We start from the raw sequence: 18,762 nt of genomic DNA on the forward strand, positions 1-18,762 counted from the left end.
ATCTTATTTTGAAAGCATTATGATTCTGATATGAATTTACTAACCCCATTCTGATCCATTTGAACCAGGTACCAATCTTTTAAAAGCTTTGCTCCGCTTTTTTCATAAAAATCAATAGCAGGAGTATTCCAATCCAAAACAACCCACTCTACTCTTCTCACTCCTTTTGATTGGGCATATTTTAGTACTTCTTTGTATAACGCACTACCCAAACCAGTTCCTCTCATAGATTCTTTAACAATAAGGTCTTCTAAATGAACAGAACGTCCCTGCCAGGTAGAAAATCGATAATACACCAGAGCTATTCCTACTATTTCATCCTTTACCTCGGCCACAAAACAATGAAAAAGCGGGTGATCTCCAAAACCTTCACGTATAAGCTCTTCTACAGTTATTTCTACTGCATCAGGTTCTTTTTCAAAAATCGCCAATTCCTGGATTAAACCCAGTACTTGAGTCATATCTTCCTCCTTGGCATCTCTAATCACATAATTCATAAAAAAAAGTTTATCAAAACTATAAAATATGAACTAGAAATCAGACAATTTTCTAATGTTATGTGGTCACATAATATGTTTTTACAATTCTTAATGAAGTTTAATAATTAAAACCTCCGAAAACGTTATAGTTACCTAAAAAATAATACTTTTGCAGCAACTAAAATTCACCATAAATGACAAGAAGAAATCAAACCTTAGGAGAATTTATAATAGAAAACCAAAAAGATTTCCCATATGCTAGTGGAGAACTTTCTCGTTTGATCAACTCTATTCGATTAGCTGCAAAAATGGTGAATCACGAGGTAAACAAAGCAGGATTAGTAGATATTACAGGAGCTGCAGGAGAAACCAATATACAAGGTGAGGATCAGCAAAAACTAGATGTGTTAGCTAATGAAACCTTTATCAATACACTAACAAATAGAGAAATTGTATGCGGAATTGCTTCTGAAGAAAACGATGAATTCATTACTATAAAAGGGCAAAAAAACGACCATCGCAATAACTATGTAGTACTTATGGATCCTTTGGATGGAAGTTCTAATATAGACGTTAATGTTTCTGTGGGAACTATTTTCTCTATCTATCGCAGGATAACCCCTACAGGAACTCCTGTAACCCTGGATGACTTTTTACAGCCCGGTAATTTACAAGTGGCAGCAGGATATATCATTTACGGAACCTCTACTATGCTTGTATATACTACAGGTCATGGTGTTAATGGTTTTACATTAAACCCTGCATTAGGAACATACTATTTATCACATCCCAATATGAAATTTCCAGAAGACGGCAACATATACTCGGTTAATGAAGGAAATTATATACATTTTCCACAAGGGATTAAAGATTATATTAAATATTGTCAGGAAGAAAAAGAGGATCGTCCATATACTTCTCGATATATTGGTTCTTTGGTAAGTGATATTCATCGTAATATGATAAAAGGAGGAGTTTACATGTATCCAAGTACTTCAAAATCTCCTAATGGAAAACTTCGTCTTTTATACGAGTGTAACCCTATGGCTTTTATTGCAGAACAGGCTGGAGGTAAAGCTAGTGATGGATACAGACGAATTATGGATATCAAACCAACTCAACTACATGAGCGTACTCCTTTTATTTGTGGTAGTAAAAATATGGTCGAAAAAGTAGAGTCATTTATGAAATAAGTCTAAATAGATCAAAATAACCTTATTTTTTACTATCCTTGTATATCGAATATTTGTTTTTTAAAAAACTTCGGTATATCCTCACCCCAAAATTTAAAAATAAAACGTACAACACAATCTTTTTAAAAGAATTAAGATTTTGAATTGAGAAAATTAACATTATCGCCATTATAGCGGCTTTTTTAACGTTTTTATGTTAATTTTACGTAAGTTCATAATTAAGAATCTAATAAACCGATTAAAATGGCTAAAGAAAATAAAGCTGTTGAAGAAAAAGTTGCTGATGACCCTTCTTCAAAAATAGAAGCGATAAAGAATCTAATCTTTGGAGAAAATATTGCAGCTTATAATTCAGAGTTTGAAAAAGTAAAAAAAGAAATTACTTCAAAAAAGAAAGAATTAGAAGACTTTATCGATGATACTCGTAAAGAGTTAAATCAAGCAATCGACAACTTAAGTACAGATATAAATATCAGAATCACTGAATTAGAAGATAATTTAGCTGACAAAACCGATATGCTGGATGCTAAAAAAGTTGATAAAAAAACATTGGGAGATCTCCTTATCAACCTAGGTGAAAAAATCAACCAAAAATAATCCAATCTATCCAAAAGTATGGAAGAGCAGGATAAACTTAAAATTCTTAAAGAACTTCTTTTTACAGAAGAACACGAATTTGCCGATTCCATTGCTCAAAAAGTTGATGATTTAGCCAAAATTGTTCATCAAAAAAAAGAACTCTCCCATAAAGTTGATCCTATTATTGATGATAAACTAGAAGAATTTGTGCAGGAAATCCCTAAAACCCTGGGGCCAACTATTACAGAAACGTTACGAGAAGAAATTAAAAACTCTCAAGATGCCGTGGTAGAAGCTTTATTTCCTATTATCGGTAAAATGATCAAGAAATATATCGCTCATGAAATGAAATTATTGAGCGAAAACATCAGCAGAAAAACAAAAAAAGCATTTTCCTTTAGAAACTGGTTTAGAAGAACCAAAGCCAAGGTTCAGGGAGTTAGCGAAGGAGATCTTGCTATAACGGATTACGCAAAACCAAGGCTAATCCAAATGTTTGTTATCGAAAAAAACTCTGGTATACTAATTGCAGATTACAGCCCATTATCAGAAGGCACCATAGATAAAGAAATGGTTGCCGGAATGCTTACGGCAATAAAAAGTTTTGTTGAAGATGCTTTTGAAGGAGGAAATCAAAATTTAGAACTCATAGAATATGAATTGTATACTATACACATACAAAATTTTTATTCTTATTATGTAGCTGCGGTAATTTCTGGAGCATATACCATGATGTTTAAAGAAGTTCTGGAAGATCAGATTTTAGATTTTGCCAAAAATAATATTTCTAGCAAAGACTTAGAAAACAGTACCCTTTTTACTAAAAAATTAAAAAAACATTTTGCAGATGAAATTGTCTAAAAAAGTAGTCCTTTTAGGACACTTTGGTGTCGGAAAAACGTCTCTATTCAGACGTTTTATGGACAACGAATTTTCTGAAGAATACAAGGTAACCCTTGGAGTCCAAATAAAAAAGAAATTGATACAACTACCCGATGGTAGAGAATTATCTATGATCATCTGGGATACAGAAGGGCATTCTATTAGTATAGAAGACACCAGAAAATCATATCTTCTTGGTTCGCACGCCTTTATTTATGTCTTTGATCTTACCAGAGAAGAAACATATGCAACGCTTACCAAAGATCTAGAATACCTTAAAGAAAACTACATCAAAGTACCTGCTCGAGTATTAGGTAATAAGCTCGACCTGGTTAATGAAAAAGAAATCAGGCGTCAACTTACCGAAAAAAACATTCCTTTTGATGGTCTAACCAGTGCTAAAACAAATAAAAATGTCGAGAGTTTCTTTTTAGATTTGGCAGAAGAAATAACCAAGTGAGTATGACGAAACATCAAAACGACCATTCGCAATTTAATCCACAAGTACAAATCATTCATGTTACTTATGATAATATCATTACAGAAAGTGATCATACTTTTTTTAATTGGAAAAAAGGTACATTAATTTTTGATGCTCATCCCTTTTTTGAAATCCTGCGAGAATTTGAAAAAAACACCTCTTCTGGTAAAAAAGCATTAAACTTTCCGTGTATTCACCTAGAAGATGGTGAAATAGAAAAGATTTGCGACATCACATTTACTCTTGAAAAAGAAGAAATCATAATTATTCTTTTTGATTACACAGGAAAATATAAAGACCTGAATCAAATAGCGCAGCAAAAAAATGAATCCATTTTATTAGCCAAAGAACTCGAACTTAAAAACAAATATCTTCTGGAAAAAGAAGAATTTAAGAATAGTTTTATTGCTAATATCAATCATGAGATAAGAACACCTCTCACAAGTATATTAGGGTTTGTAGAAGTCCTAGAAAAAACCAAACTAACCTTTGAGCAAGAAGAACTTGCCAGGATTATAAAAAGAGAAAGCCTGCATCTTAACGCTCTTATAGACGATATGATTGATCTGTCTAAAATAGAATCAGGAAAACTAAAAATTGTAGAAGAACGTTTTGCTTTTCACAATTTAATAGATGGGTTTCGTGAATCTTATGCTAAGGTAGCCGAAGAAAAACAAATTACTTTTGAGACTACTATAGATCCGGGCATTCAGGAATATCTTATCGGAGACAGAACCAGGATATATCAGATTTTAAATAATATCCTAACCAATGCTTTTAAATTTACTGAAGAAGGAAAAGTAATGTTTTCGGTAACCAAAAATTATCAGCGTACCAATAAACTAAGTCTTAATTTTAAAATTGAAGATACTGGGATTGGGATTATGGAAGAAAACATCCCTTATCTTTTTGAACGATTTACTCGTTTTGATCTCGACAAACGAATTTCTGGGACTGGTCTGGGGCTCGCAATAGTAAAAAACCTGGTAGATCTTTTAAATGGAGAAATAAAAGTAACCAGTGAGCCAGAAAAAGGGACTACATTTAATATAAAACTCCCATTTAAATTTGAGATCATAAAAACGACCCCAGCACGAAAAAAGAAAAAATATAAATTGCCAAAAAGTGCAACCAAATACAGAATTCTGGTCGTAGAAGATGAAGAAATAACACAATATCTAATTATGAAGGTATTGATCTCACAAGGTAACTTTTTTGTCGACATCGCTATTAATGGCGAAGAAGCTATTAATTATATAGAGCGACGCAAATATGACTTGATTTTAATGGATCTTACCGTTTCTAAAATCGATGGATATCAGGCCACGCATATGATTCGTAACAATTATGGAGACAAATTTATTTCTGAAGTACCTATTATTGGTTTTTCTGGAAAAGCCAATGATGCAGCCAGGGATAAATGTATACGATCCGGAATGGATGACTTTATAGCCAAACCCTTCGAGCAAGAAGAATTGATTTATAAAATCACTAAACAAATAGCAAAAAAGGCAGCCGATTAAGCTGCCTTTTTTTATTATTTAAAAATAGATCCTTATTATCTATTCATATTTTTAACCTCTTCTTCAAAAGTATCACTATCTACTCCCTGATCAACCAGGCTTAAGGCTTTATCAACAATGTATTTTGCATTTGCTGGATTAAATCCTAGCCCAATACTCAGTTTTTCTAATAAAACTACCTGCCCTTCACCTTTTACATGGTCTGCATAAACCATTCTAGACAAATCATACAATCGCTCAAGTCTTCTTTCGTAACTTGTAGGAGGATTAATAGGATGTGTACTATAATCTTTTAAAATTTCTTTGTAATCATTCTCAGAAATACCCAGTCTGGTGGCTAATCTATCTAAAAAAGCCTTCTCTTCGTCAGTAATCACTCCATCACTCATTGCTATTTTTACAATTGCTGCAAAATGGTCCTGGTTTCTTTTCTGAAATCCGCTATCAAATAAATCAGATATTGACATTGTATACTTTTGTTTAATTTGCCGCAAATATAACTAAACTATATACCTTTTAAAATTAATAATTGTCATTTTTTAGTTTAAATCCTCATTATGTAATAGAAAATCTGTTACACCCCGAAACTATAGTGAATTTGACAAAAAATAATCACCACGCTGCTCTATCTCACAACGTACTCTAAGCATTCTTAAAATGATTTTAAATTTAGTTGTATTGAGATTATTATGAATTCTTTAGAAAAAAGTAAGATCTCCAATCGTATTATTGATCCATTCTCAAAAACACCAACACTTACAATCCCTTGTTATTCTTTACTTTACAGAGTTTTTGTTTTTTTGGCACGGCAATTGTTTATACTATATCCAAAGATGTATTACTAATTTAAAAATGATAAAACATGAAAACATTATACATTAAATTCGGATTAAACTTTAAGCCATTTATTAATTTTATAAAACAACTACCTGCTTCTTCTAGTTATGCTATACACCGATAAGCCATGAGAAGATATAGGATCGTACCACTCTCATCGGGACTGGTACATAAAATGTAAAAAAGCGAGGTAATTTTGATCTCGCTTTTTGTTTTTGTTTACATTTTTCTATTATTTAAAGTTTTAAATTTATTTCAATAATAAACCTTCTATTTTTTTCAATCGATTCTCTAACGATTTATTTACTTTTTGCTGTTCTTTCAGTTTCTTTTCTTGTGCAATGGTATACAATGTAAGTTCTTCGATTTTTTCAAGAAGCTTCATATTCATAACTCCTAGCGCTACACCATTTTTCTCCATTTCGGTTGCAGAAGGAACATTAGGCAAATGTCCTTTTTCTTTAATATGTTGTTGTACTTCTTCTATTGTTAACAGATCATATGCTTTGGCAAACACATAATCTGGTGCAGGAACACTAAGATCTACTTTCACCTCTTCGGCATGAATTTTTCCTTTTACTGTGAGTTTAGAGTTTGGTGAAGTGGTGCCTATTCCCAAATTACCATCACTTGTTAAACGCATAGTTTCTGTAAGTATATGTTGACCATCAGAATCATGTGCTGTATCTTTTCTAAACAACCACCTAAACCCATGATTAGATCCTTCAAGTACACCTTTGGATGTATATTTATTAGTCCCATAATAGAAATCCTTGGTGTCATCATTATTTCTATAAGCATTAAATCCAATATATCCTGCCCAATTATTAGAATTACCTCCCCAATTAGCCTGATATGTCCAATCTGCAGTTAAAGCACCAGACATTCCAAATTTTGCCTGACCTTCTACCTGTAATTTAGATGTTGGAGTATATGTTCCAACTCCTAAGTTACCATTAGGAGACATCAATAAATGTGCTGCTCCAGAATGATGTAATCTAAAAAACCCTTCGTAGTTATCAATATGCCAAGGATTATAGTTCGCATTACTATTCATCAATTTCACTTCACCTCCTTCTTTACCAGTATCTTGAGGATTTGCAATTATTGCTTGTGAATTCATTCCAAAATGTATTCCTGTTAAAGCAAGTATTAAAATTGTTTTTTTCATTTCTTTTTGTTTTTATCTCTTTTAATACAATAATCTTACTTCATGCATCTTCTTTTCTAAAGCATTAAAAAGAAGGAGCAAATATAGAAACCTTAAGGTATTCCTATATGTTGAACTTTTTATTGTTAACAAAAACTTAATTCATTGCTACTTTTGTTAATATATCTTATCAAAAATTTATTTTCTTTGTACATTACGATAATAAAACCCTCCCATGCCAAGGCACAGGAGAATTTTAAGAATTGCAAAAAATCAGCTAATAGCTGAAAAATAAAAGGGGTAACCCTACCCTACATAGTCCAAAATTTCATCCCGACTTAGTCCTACCCTGATCAGGATTTAAAATTGGATTTGTCATTATTGCAATTGTTTTATAGTGCAATAATAAAGCATGCCAGTTTCGTTTTTCGGGACTGGCAAAAAAAAATCGCTTTTTTTTAATATTTTTTCTTATCGTTTAAAAAAAGGCCTCTATGTCCTTATTTTATTGATCATCCGAGCAGACTCAATTTTATACTTTTATGCTACTTTTTGATTAACGAAACTAAAATTTCATATAATTAGGATAGTTTTAACTTTGATCGATATCATCACATATTTCTAATATCTACCTTTACAAAAAGCAATACTCATTGCTTTTTTCTATTCAATAACAGACATAATACATGCAACATCAAAAACACCTCTTTGATCTATCAGACAATATCACTTATTTAAATGGAGCGTATATGGCTCCTCAATTAAAATCTGTAACCGAAGTTGGTCTTGCCACTGTTATCCAAAAAGCCAGACCTAATGAAATCATGCCAGAAGATTTTTTTACTCAAAGAGAGATCTTAAAACAACGTTTTGCTACTTTGGTCGATGCCCCCGATTATAGAAACATTGCTATTATCCCCTCGGTATCCTATGGTATTGCTAATGCTGCTAATAATATCCATATCAACCCTGGAGATGAGATTATAGTAGTTGATGAGCAATTTCCCAGTAATGTATATGTCTGGCAAGAGGTGGCAAGTAAACATGGTGCTTCTATAACGGTAATCAAACCTCCAAAAAGTTTTAAAGATCGAGGTGCACTATGGAATCAGAATATCCTGAACGCGATTACCCAAAAAACTGCTCTTGTAGCAATGTCTCATGTACACTGGGCAGATGGTACATTGTTTGACCTAAAAACAATACGGGCAAAGACTAAAGATGTAAATGCTTTTTTAATCATTGACGGGACTCAAAGTGTAGGAGCACTTCCTTTCTCTGTTTCAGAAATTAAACCCGATGCCTTAATTTGTGCAGGATATAAATGGTTACTTGGTCCTTATTCTACTGGAGTAGCATATTATGGAGATGCTTTTAATGAAGGAACACCTATAGAGCATAACTGGATGAATCGTTATAACAGTGAGGATTTTACCAGATTAACCCAATATGAAGATCGCTATAAGGAAAAGGCTGCCAGATATTCGGTTGGAGAATCTAGTAATTTTGTATTAACCCCAATGTTGATTCGCGCTATAGAACAATTAATCGAATGGTCACCAGAAGCAATCCAGCAATATTGTAAAACGATCTCTACAACTGCCATACAACAGCTTAGAAACTTAGGTTGTTTTATCGAAGAAGATCATCATAGAGCACATCATCTTTTTGGTATTTATTTACCAGATCATATCGATTTAGAAAAATTAAAAACGAAACTAAAAGAAGAAAATATATTTATTTCTTTTCGTGGTAATGCCATTCGAGTTTCTTCTAATGTATACAATTCTGAAACAGATTTTAATCGATTACTAGCACAATTTGGTTAATGTAAGTTAAAACAGATTAAATACATTTTTTTGGCGTGCCCCTCGGGTCGGGCTATCTGCTATATCTTTTGTTTATAAAAAATCCCTGAACAGTTTTAAAAGAATAATTACCAGAACATAACAGCTTGGATTGCAAAATACAGCAGACAAAAGGATGCCGCTACTATCCCTCACGCAATACATTCTAACATAGAAATTTAAAATCCCTTTGCCAGAAATCGAATAGCTCTTATATTTGTTTCAAAATCTGCTACGTGAGTGCAACCTTAATCTCGCAAACCTTTTTACAGTCTCGGCAAATGCAGAAACTGGGAAAAGCTATTGCCCAGCCTGAAACAAAAATACATCTGCAAGGAGGTGTTGGATCATCATTATCATTTATTATTCAAAACAGCTTTACCCAAGCCGAAAAACCATTTCTCTGCATTTTTAATGACAAAGAAGAGGCTGCGTATTATCTCAATGATCTCGAACAACTACTTGGGGATAAAAATGTACTTTTTTACCCTGGGAGTTATCGTAGACCCTACCAAATTGAAGAAACCGATAATGCAAATGTATTACTAAGAGCCGAAGTACTTAATCGCATCAATTCTAGGAAAAAACCAGCATTAATTATTACCTATCCCGATGCATTGTTCGAAAAAGTAGTAACTCGAAAAGAACTCGAAAAAAATACCTTAAAAATTAATATTAATGATACGCTTTCACTCGATTTTGTAAATGAAGTATTATTCGAATATCAGTTTCAAAGAGTAGATTTTGTTACCGAACCTGGAGAATTTTCGGTTCGTGGAGGAATTGTAGATGTGTTTTCTTTCAGTAATGATGAACCCTATAGAATCGAATTTTTTGGCGATGAAGTTGATAGTATTAGAACTTTTGATGTAGAAACTCAACTATCTACAGATCAAATTAAAAAAATCTCTATCATCCCAAATGTCGAGAACAAAGCATTGCAAGAAACCAGAGAGAGTTTCTTAAAATATATTACTTCAAAAACAGTAATTGTCACAAAAGATATCGACCTTCTTTCTGCCAGAATTGATAAAAATTTCGAAAAAGCCGAAGAGGCCTTCAAAACGCTTTCAAAGGATATCAAACATGGTACCCCAACAGAGCTTTTTGCTACTTCAGAGCTTATCAAAAAGCAATTATTAGAGTTTGCATTGATCGAAATTGGTAACCGCCCTATTACCAAAGCAGATTATGCCATAAAATTTGACACCAAACCTCAACCTTCTTTCAATAAACAATTTGATTTACTGATCAAAAATCTGAATGAGAATCATGAAACGGGTTATAAGAACTATATCTTCTGTGTAAGTGAACAACAGGCAAAGCGCTTTCATGATATTTTTGATGATGCAGACCTTGATGTAAAACAATACGAAACTATTGTTTTTTCTGCCTTTCAGGGGTTTATTGATCACGATCGTAAAATTGCCTGCTATACAGATCACCAGATATTCGAGCGCTACCATAAATTTAATCTCAAAAATGGATATGCCAAAAAACAGGCGATCACTCTAAAAGAACTTACCAATCTGGATGTAGGTGATTATGTAACTCATATCGATCATGGGATTGGTAAATTTGGCGGATTACAAAAGATAGATGTAGAAGGTAAAAAACAAGAAGCTATCAAACTAATTTATGGAGAAAGAGATGTGCTCTACTTAAGTATACATTCGCTTCATAAAATCTCGAAGTTTAATGGTAAAGATGGTAAGCCTCCGCAGATATATAAATTAGGTTCTAAAGCCTGGAAAACACTTAAGCAAAAGACCAAAGCTCGGGTAAAACATATAGCTTTCAATTTAATTCAGTTATATGCAAAGCGGAAACTGCAAAAAGGATTTCAGTATAACCCAGATAGTTATTTACAACATGAGTTAGAGGCTTCTTTTATATATGAAGATACTCCTGATCAAAGTACGGCTACAGAAGCAGTAAAAACCGATATGGAAAGTGAGCGCCCAATGGATCGGCTTATTTGCGGAGATGTTGGTTTTGGTAAAACTGAAGTCGCTATTCGGGCAGCATTTAAGGCCGTTGATAATGGAAAACAAGTAGCCGTTCTGGTACCCACCACTATTCTTGCATTTCAACATGCAAAAACCTTTAGAGAACGTCTTAAAGATTTCCCGGTAACAGTAGAATACATAAATCGTTTTCGCACAGCAAAACAAAAAAGAGAGACTCTCGAAGATCTAGCAGCAGGTAAAGTAGATATCATTATTGGGACTCACCAGCTGGTTAACAAAAATGTTAAGTTTAAAGATCTCGGATTATTGGTTATTGATGAAGAACAAAAATTTGGAGTATCGGTAAAAGATAAGCTCAAGACCATAAAAGAAAATGTAGATACGCTAACTTTAACCGCTACACCAATCCCAAGAACATTACAATTTAGCCTTATGGCAGCACGGGATTTATCTACCATTACTACTCCGCCTCCCAATCGTTATCCCATTGAGACTAACGTAATACGATTTAGCGAAGAAACAATACGGGATGCTGTAAGTTATGAAATCCAACGTGGTGGTCAGGTGTTTTTTATTCATAACAGAATCGAAAATATTAAAGAAGTTGCGGGGATGGTACAACGCTTAGTTCCTGATGCCAAAGTAGGTGTTGGCCATGGGCAGATGGATGGAAAAAAACTAGAAAGTCTTATGCTTTCTTTTATGAACGGAGAGTTTGATGTATTGATTTCTACCACTATTGTAGAAAGCGGATTAGATGTCCCGAATGCAAATACCATTTTTATCAATAATGCCAATAATTTTGGACTTTCTGATCTACACCAAATGCGAGGACGTGTAGGCCGAAGTAATAAAAAAGCGTTTTGTTATTTTATCACTCCTCCTTATTCTGCTATGACCGAAGATGCGCGTAAACGTATTACAGCACTAGAGCAATTCTCTGAACTGGGAAGTGGTTTTAATATTGCGATGAAAGATCTCGAAATTCGTGGAGCAGGGGATCTATTAGGAGGAGAACAGAGTGGATTTATTAATGAAATTGGTTTCGAAACGTACCAAAAAATCCTAAATGAAGCCATCGAAGAACTCAAAGAAAATGAGTTTGCAGAATTATATAAAGAAGAAGCCACAGACAGGGTATATTTAAAAGACACACAGATCGATACCGATTTCGAATTGTTATTCCCAGATGATTACATCAACAATATTACCGAACGTCTTAGTCTATACACCGAGCTTAATACGATCAAAAAAGAATCAGACTTGCAGGAGTATGAAAAACGATTGATAGATCGTTTTGGCGAATTACCCGATCAGGCAATAGATTTATTAAATTCGGTTCGAATCAAATGGATTGCCACATCTATTGGGTTAGAAAAAATTATTATGAAACAAGATAAATTGATTGGCTATTTCATTAGTGATCAACAATCTGGTTTTTATCAAAGTCCGGCATTTACATATGTATTGCAATTTGTACAAAAAAATCCCGGAGTTTGTAAGATGAAAGAAAAGAACACCAGAAACGGGTTACGCTTATTATTAACCTTTGAAAACATTACCACAGTAGATAAAGCATTGCATGTATTGCAACCGTTACAACCTAAGATTGATATTGAAACGTAATAATAAGTAACATGAGTTCGATATGATTTTCTATCGAACTCATGTTACTTAAGAGTATCAATGGGTTTAGTAAAACTAATAATTATAGTTTTGAAAGCTCCTTAATAATTTTTTCAAAATCTTCATTCTTTTTAAAGGACTTATTATTGTAATCAGGATTTTTAAAAGTCAATGATTCTGTAAACTTCGTACCACCATTTTCAGAAGAATTCACATCTATAAAAAGATTTTCATAAGTAAAACCGTTTGAAAAAATGGTTTCTTCATATTCCAAGTTTTCTATTTTAAAATGAGAATAGAGATCAAAAAACTCCTGTGGTAGTTTTGGCGTAGTTTGATATGCAAGCTCATTACTTCGGAAACTCCAGCTATCATAACGAATTTTTTTCTCTACAAAATCATTAAATCGATATGACCATGATGATCGTTTTGTAGTGTATTTTTGATTCCCTGTAAACTCAAAAGCGTTTACAGAACTATTGATTAGTTCGAAATCCGTATTGTACGGTGAAATAATTACAGCTTCAAGTGTAGGAGAGTTTCTACTATAGAAATAACTATAATTTTCTGCAGTATTTGATGTACTTATATATATCTCAAAATCATGAAAATTTTCAAAGACACCAAAATTAGATGCTACCTCACTTTCAATTTGGCTAAACCAAGTTGTTGAAAATCTTTCTTCTGGGGCAAGATTAGCGCTCAAATCTTTAGAATAAGTATTACCGTCGTTTGGTAAACTAATAGGAATATATGAATCGAATTCTTTTAACTCACTTCCATCAACAATAATTTCTTGTTGATCTTGTACATTATCGATAAAAAAATATTTTGATTTTTCTGACTCGAAATGAACAGTAATTAAAAATTTATTTTGGTTCTCATTAAATGTAATAGGATCATAATCTATTGAATTGGAAGTTTCTGAAGAGGAACGGCTAATACCTCCTTGGGTTGACGATATCTGCACACTATTATGTCCACTAATATTTTGAATTTTCAAGGAGAAACTTTTCGAACCCTTATTTGCTCCCTCAGCATTAGTGATAGCACTACTAGTTTGATAACCTTCAAAATTCCAAGTTGTTCCTTTCTTAATATTAAAAAAGGAGCTTAAAAAATTAACTTGTGAAGATTCTCTGTTTCTGTGTATAAATCTAGAAACTGTAAAAGATTCTTTTTCTTCTCCTTTTTTTGCTTTAAAAATGTATTCTTTATTATTTTCTATTTGGGTGTGCGCCAAAATATTTCCCTCGTTATCATTAAGAATAAGGTAACCCGAATTCACTACTTCACCGATATAAAATTCATTTACCTTTAAAGTAAAGTAAGTGATACTATCATTTACAGGGTCGGTTTCGTTATTTGTATCTGAATTAATTACGGGCTCATCATCTTTTGAACAACTAACAATAATGGCGAGTAACGCTAAAAATAATAATTTCTTCATAATATGTTTTCTATGATATAAATACCTTCGAAATATAAATGTCTTAACCGAAATAAATGTTACTCCTTTTTTATAGAAATCTAAAATTTCTGCACTGATTTCACATTTTTTTCTAATCCAGAAAAACCATCCGTCGATAAAAAATAACACTTTAACGATAGTTTTAATGTGTTTTACCGACAAACACCTTTTAACGAAGTATATATTTTTTAATTTTATCATAATAATAAACCAACATTGATTATGAGTACAAGAGAAGAATTTAGTTTTTTAAAAGATTCCTGGAAACAACTACAAAAGATAAATAATCGAGTTAGTCAATTGATAGATGGTTTTAATACTAATAAACTATATGCAATAAATTATTCAAACCTAAAGAAGAGGTTTACAGAAGAAATAGAAAACTATAAAAACAATCCAGAATTAATCGATATAGAAGAGTTTTCTATGAATTATTCTTTTGGGTATCATTGCTATAATAATATTGATGATGTATACAGTAAAGAAGCAATGTACATTGAAGTTAAAAGTTACCTAAGGGCGCTAAAAATAACAGCATAGTATTCTCTTAAACGTTCTTAATCTGTATTTAAAATCAATCAATAATTTGCATAACTACCAACCCCTTATTATCATCACCAATAATCAATACCCTTAAATTCACTTTCCCAAAAACATACAAGAATTACTATTAGCATAACTGCCGCTATCTCTAACCTTAAAAGTGTTTAAAAACACAAGTATGTTATCCATAAAAAGTAATTTCTAAAAAAAATCATAATACATTCAATAGAATAATTCCTATATTTCGGATTCTAGAGATTCTTTTACAAATCCTTGAGAAGTATTGCTATATCTGGATTGTCGGGTGAATGTCGGGTGAAATACAAACTAAAAAATTTGAGAACCTATTTCTGAGAACTAATATTGCTGAACAAAATGAAAATTAATCAAATCATGAAACAGCCAGAATTAGGTCAAAAAATTTCTGAACTCAGAAAATCTAAAGGACTTACCCAAGAAGAACTGGTAGAACAATGTAATATTAGTGTTCGTACAATCCAGCGTATTGAAGCTGGAGACGTAACTCCAAGAAGTTATACTATAAAAACTATTTTATCAGCACTGGATTATGACCTCGAAAGAATACAAACAGAAGAATCTCGAGTAGCTAAAGAGTTTAAAAAATTATTTCTTCTCGATATAGATGATAGCAAAGAAGTTGGTTTTCTAATCAAACAACTTTCTATCGCATGGATCAGTGGGATTGTATATTTTATTCTTGGATTTGCAGAAATTGTTGTAGACTATTACAGATACACCGAAGATCTAATGGTTACAAATGATATTGTCTATATTGTATTAAAAATAGGCATGCTGGCTTCGGTTATTCTATTTACAAGAGGATTCATCCTCACCGGAAAGATTTTTAAAAATTACTTATTACGAATTACTGCATTCATTTTTATTTTTATTGGAGTATTATTTTATATCTATGATATTCTATCACTATACATTGTTGATTTTGATTATCAGTTCGTTCTGGGAGCCGAAGCAGTAACTTATGGTGTTATTGGAATATTATTTGGGATATCGATATTACGTCTGCAAAATGGCCTAGGAACACTTGCCACTGTGACGGGCATTTTTGAAATCATTACCTATGGTTTTATGGTTACCATTATTTTATCTCTTATTGGATTGGTTTTACTTACTCCTACAATAATTCTAGAAATCATCCTACTTTATAAAGTTTCTCAAATGCTAAAAGCAAAGCAAAAAGAAATCGCACCTGATTAATTCTTAAAAATCATTTCTGGAATATCCAACCAATAGCATTGAGCCATTTACGCAATGACAGGAATTCCTTTGTTTAATTTTAAATCAATATTTAGCATGAAAAAAATATGTACTCTCCTTATTTTGGTTATAGTTCTTCCATTACTTTTTTACCTGTTAGAACCAATCTTTATATATAATTTGGGCTGGTCTGTTTTTCCTAAAAACACCAAATTACAACCAGTAGTACAACATCGAGATTCGATTTCAAAAAAAGCAGATAGCCTTCTCTTAGATATATTTACTCGTATAGAAACACCTGCAATTTCTGTTGCCGTTGGTAAAAACGGTAAAATAGTTTGGGCCAATGCCATTGGTTATGAGGATATAGAAAAAAACAAAAAAGTGAGTTTAAAAACAAAATTTAGGATTGGTAGTACTTCAAAAGCAGTGACTTCAATTGGATTAGGAGTTCTTCTTCAAAACAAAAAACTCAGTTTTGATTCTAAAGTCAAAGAATTTGTCCCGTATGCCAGTAAAACGCTTTCAGAAATAACCTTAAGACAACTTGCTTCTCATACTTCGGGAATACGTAATTACGGAATCTGTTCTTGTTTCCCCATTTGGGAACATTATAATAATGATGAATACACTTCTGTAGAAGAAAGCGTTGGCATATTTAATCATGACGACCTATTGTTTATGCCTGGTACAGATTTTAGTTATAGTACATATAACTATACATTACTCAGTGCAATGGTTGAAGGAGCAACAAAAAAGGATTTTCCGGATTTTATGAAAGCATCTGTATTTGATCCTTTGGGGATAAATATTGAAGCTGAAAAAGAAATGAATCCCTCAAAGTATCTTTCTAAATTCTATGATATTGAAAACAAAAAATACAAAGAAGTTTTTAAAGTTAATAACAGTAATAAATGGGCTGGTGGTGGATTCTTAGCATCGCCAACAGATCTGGTAACGCTAGGAAACGCTTTTCTAAACCATACATTATTTAGAAAAGAGACCATGCGTACTCTTATACAACCTACAGTTTTAAAAAACGGGCAAATCAATACACAAAATTATGCTATTGGATGGCGTAATGATAATTTAGAATCTGAGATAGAAGGATTATCAGGAACACAAATTATTCATCATGGGGGAACGGCACTAGGATCCACATCAGTATTAATTTTATTCCCAGAATACAATATTAGTATTTCCTTACTTATGAATCGAAGTGGCTCTTCATCTGATTTATTTAAACATGCCTATGACATAGTAAACCTTTTTATCCATAAACCTTAAATATTATGAAAAGTCTAATCTTATCAGCTTTATTACTCATCTTAAGCATCCTAAAAGCAATGGTGTAAGCATCTAATTACACTGCAGAAAAATTAGTAAAGGCGAGAATTCATTGATTCCCGCCTTTACTAATTTTAAATACTCGCTATTACTTAAAATTGAATTAATCTCACTGCTTTTTCTATCAAATTGCACCGCCAATTGGCCTGCAATAACAACCCGCACATACCAAACCAAAATCACAATCGTTACCAGAATGACAAACTGAGTTTATACCTCCCTTTCCGTTAACTGATCTTTGCTGATCTTTGTTTAGCATGTGTACACCTTTTTGATTTAAAATTGATTGTAACATAATGATATAGTTTTAAGATGAATAATTAATGATATTGATCAACCTGATATCAACCACATACCATATTTCTGAGTGGTTGTTTTTTTGGCTGGTCCCGAATTTAAGATGTATCAATATTACGAATCGACCTTTTGTATACAATCAAACCTATTAACATCAATTTTGTAATATTTTAACCTGTTGTGCATTCAATTTGAGTGATTCGACTTTAGGAGAAGTGTATCGAGCTGGATGACGAGGATTTTAGCTTAAAAAAGCTATTCTCGATACATTTTGTCTCCATTCCATTACGACAAAACACTCGAACTGACGCTTTTTTCGTAATAATCTTCCTAAATGCACAACGGGTTATTTTAATAAAATTTAATTTTCCTCACTCCTCCTGTTCCTCCAAATTCTGATATATAAATTGCTGTACGTAATGGATCAGAAGTAATCCCGTTAGGACCATTAAACGATGCTTCTTTAAGCAATCCATCGGTTTGAGCAGCATCTCCGGTACCTGCAAACTCCTCTACTGTACCATCCATAGAAATTTTAAATATTTTATTGACTCCAATACCGGTTGCAAAAATTGAATTTCTAACTACGGTTATATAACCAATTCCAAAACCATTAACCACAGCATCGGTAATAGTCGTAATAAGAGATACATTTCCTTCTGGATCTATAGATAAAACATCTGCGGTAGCAAAATTGCCAACAATTAAATTTCCTTTACGATCAAAATCGATCCCTACACCACCTGCTAATTTAGGATCTGATGCATATACGGTTACTTCTCCTTCTGTAGTGATTTTATGAACTGTTGGGGTTCCAAAATTTGATACATATAGATTATTATCATGATCCAAAGTTAGCCCCGATGGGAAACCACTAATAACCGCCAATATCGTTTGTGTTCCGTCTGGTGTAATTTTAAGAATATCTCCTGATCCACCACCACTACTGTTAACGACATATAGATTACCTTGTAGGTCAATTGCATTCCCTAATGGACCCGTTAAGTTCGATGCAAATTCTGTAACATCACCATTTTTGGATATTTTAAAAACCCTCGTTCCATTGCCATTTGCTCCTGCAAACTGACCAAACTCAGAGACATAAATATTGCCGTATTTATCTACACTAACAGCATCATTACCAAAAAAAGGAGAAACTACGGTTTCTACCTCGAGGTCTGGATCAAATCCATCTCCATAACAAGAAATTAGTGTGATTGATATCGAGGATAAAACAAAAAGCATTACTGCTTTTATACTAATGTGTTTAATACATGTTTTCATGTTGAATGATTTTTAAG

General features: G+C 32.6%; 16 protein-coding genes. 10 read left to right on the forward strand and 6 right to left on the reverse strand.

Annotated features, from left to right (window positions below; all coding sequences use genetic code 11):
* Positions 1 to 17: 17 nt before the first annotated feature.
* Positions 18 to 497 (reverse strand): GNAT family N-acetyltransferase, encoded by a 480-nt coding sequence (locus Z053_RS0114740; protein ID WP_025665776.1) that lies wholly within the window; start codon positions 495 to 497, stop codon positions 18 to 20.
* Positions 498 to 673: 176 nt separating this feature from the next.
* On the opposite strand from Z053_RS0114740, the gene fbp reads away from it, so the two are divergent.
* From fbp to Z053_RS0114765, 5 genes are all read left to right on the forward strand, one after another.
* Complete coding sequence (gene fbp / locus Z053_RS0114745; protein ID WP_025665777.1) at positions 674 to 1,672, forward strand: class 1 fructose-bisphosphatase; 999 nt, start codon at positions 674 to 676, stop codon at positions 1,670 to 1,672.
* A 243-nt stretch (positions 1,673 to 1,915) separates the two neighbouring features.
* A complete protein-coding gene (locus tag Z053_RS0114750; RefSeq protein ID WP_025665778.1) occupies positions 1,916 to 2,269 on the forward strand; it encodes a fructose 1,6-bisphosphatase in 354 nt (117 codons plus the stop codon).
* An 18-nt stretch (positions 2,270 to 2,287) separates the two neighbouring features.
* Positions 2,288 to 3,112 carry a hypothetical protein gene (locus Z053_RS0114755; protein ID WP_025665779.1) on the forward strand — a complete coding sequence of 275 codons (825 nt, stop codon included), beginning with the start codon at positions 2,288 to 2,290 and terminating at the stop codon, positions 3,110 to 3,112.
* Positions 3,099 to 3,593 (forward strand): Rab family GTPase, encoded by a 495-nt coding sequence (locus tag Z053_RS0114760; RefSeq protein WP_025665780.1) that lies wholly within the window; start codon positions 3,099 to 3,101, stop codon positions 3,591 to 3,593. The genes Z053_RS0114755 and Z053_RS0114760 overlap by 14 nt, the downstream gene beginning before the upstream one ends.
* A gap of 2 nt (positions 3,594 to 3,595) precedes the next feature.
* Positions 3,596 to 5,137, forward strand: a complete 1,542-nt coding sequence (locus tag Z053_RS0114765; RefSeq protein WP_025665781.1) for an ATP-binding response regulator — start codon at positions 3,596 to 3,598, stop codon at positions 5,135 to 5,137.
* Between the two features lie 35 nt (positions 5,138 to 5,172).
* Here Z053_RS0114765 and Z053_RS0114770 read toward each other — a convergent pair whose 3' ends face one another.
* Positions 5,173 to 5,604: a TerB family tellurite resistance protein gene (locus Z053_RS0114770; RefSeq protein ID WP_025665782.1), complete on the reverse strand. Its 432-nt coding sequence runs from the start codon at positions 5,602 to 5,604 to the stop codon at positions 5,173 to 5,175.
* A gap of 620 nt (positions 5,605 to 6,224) precedes the next feature.
* Complete coding sequence (locus Z053_RS30210; RefSeq protein ID WP_025665783.1) at positions 6,225 to 7,145, reverse strand: tail fiber protein; 921 nt, start codon at positions 7,143 to 7,145, stop codon at positions 6,225 to 6,227.
* Between the two features lie 665 nt (positions 7,146 to 7,810).
* Here Z053_RS30210 and Z053_RS0114780 point away from each other — a divergent pair.
* Together Z053_RS0114780 and mfd are read left to right on the forward strand one after the other, a co-directional pair.
* The gene (locus Z053_RS0114780) at positions 7,811 to 8,953 is read left to right on the forward strand and encodes an aminotransferase class V-fold PLP-dependent enzyme (RefSeq protein ID WP_025665784.1); all 1,143 of its coding nucleotides are present in this window, start codon (positions 7,811 to 7,813) and stop codon (positions 8,951 to 8,953) included.
* Positions 8,954 to 9,207: 254 nt separating this feature from the next.
* A complete protein-coding gene (mfd, locus tag Z053_RS0114785) occupies positions 9,208 to 12,567 on the forward strand; it encodes a transcription-repair coupling factor (protein WP_025665785.1) in 3,360 nt (1,119 codons plus the stop codon).
* Between the two features lie 82 nt (positions 12,568 to 12,649).
* On the opposite strand, the gene Z053_RS0114790 is transcribed toward mfd, so the two are convergent.
* Complete coding sequence (locus tag Z053_RS0114790) at positions 12,650 to 14,017, reverse strand: hypothetical protein (RefSeq protein WP_152538316.1); 1,368 nt, start codon at positions 14,015 to 14,017, stop codon at positions 12,650 to 12,652.
* A gap of 243 nt (positions 14,018 to 14,260) precedes the next feature.
* Between Z053_RS0114790 and Z053_RS0114795 the strand changes: the two genes are divergently transcribed.
* The 3 genes from Z053_RS0114795 to Z053_RS0114805 all read left to right on the forward strand — a co-directional run bounded on the left by Z053_RS0114795 (position 14,261) and on the right by Z053_RS0114805 (position 17,104).
* Complete coding sequence (locus tag Z053_RS0114795) at positions 14,261 to 14,578, forward strand: hypothetical protein (RefSeq protein ID WP_025665787.1); 318 nt, start codon at positions 14,261 to 14,263, stop codon at positions 14,576 to 14,578.
* A 378-nt stretch (positions 14,579 to 14,956) separates the two neighbouring features.
* On the forward strand, positions 14,957 to 15,817 hold the full coding sequence (locus Z053_RS0114800) for a helix-turn-helix domain-containing protein (RefSeq protein ID WP_025665788.1): 861 nt from the start codon (positions 14,957 to 14,959) through the stop codon (positions 15,815 to 15,817).
* Between the two features lie 96 nt (positions 15,818 to 15,913).
* The gene (locus Z053_RS0114805; RefSeq protein ID WP_025665789.1) at positions 15,914 to 17,104 is read left to right on the forward strand and encodes a serine hydrolase domain-containing protein; all 1,191 of its coding nucleotides are present in this window, start codon (positions 15,914 to 15,916) and stop codon (positions 17,102 to 17,104) included.
* A gap of 184 nt (positions 17,105 to 17,288) precedes the next feature.
* Here the strand turns inward: Z053_RS0114805 and Z053_RS31540 are convergent, their stop codons facing one another.
* Positions 17,289 to 17,459 (reverse strand): hypothetical protein, encoded by a 171-nt coding sequence (locus Z053_RS31540; RefSeq protein WP_160170102.1) that lies wholly within the window; start codon positions 17,457 to 17,459, stop codon positions 17,289 to 17,291.
* Positions 17,460 to 17,812: 353 nt separating this feature from the next.
* Positions 17,813 to 18,745, reverse strand: a complete 933-nt coding sequence (locus Z053_RS0114810) for a virginiamycin B lyase family protein (RefSeq protein ID WP_025665790.1) — start codon at positions 18,743 to 18,745, stop codon at positions 17,813 to 17,815.
* Positions 18,746 to 18,762: the final 17 nt, after the last annotated feature.

This window comes from Aquimarina megaterium XH134 (assembly GCF_000520975.1).
Lineage (GTDB): Bacteria > Bacteroidota > Bacteroidia > Flavobacteriales > Flavobacteriaceae > Aquimarina > Aquimarina megaterium.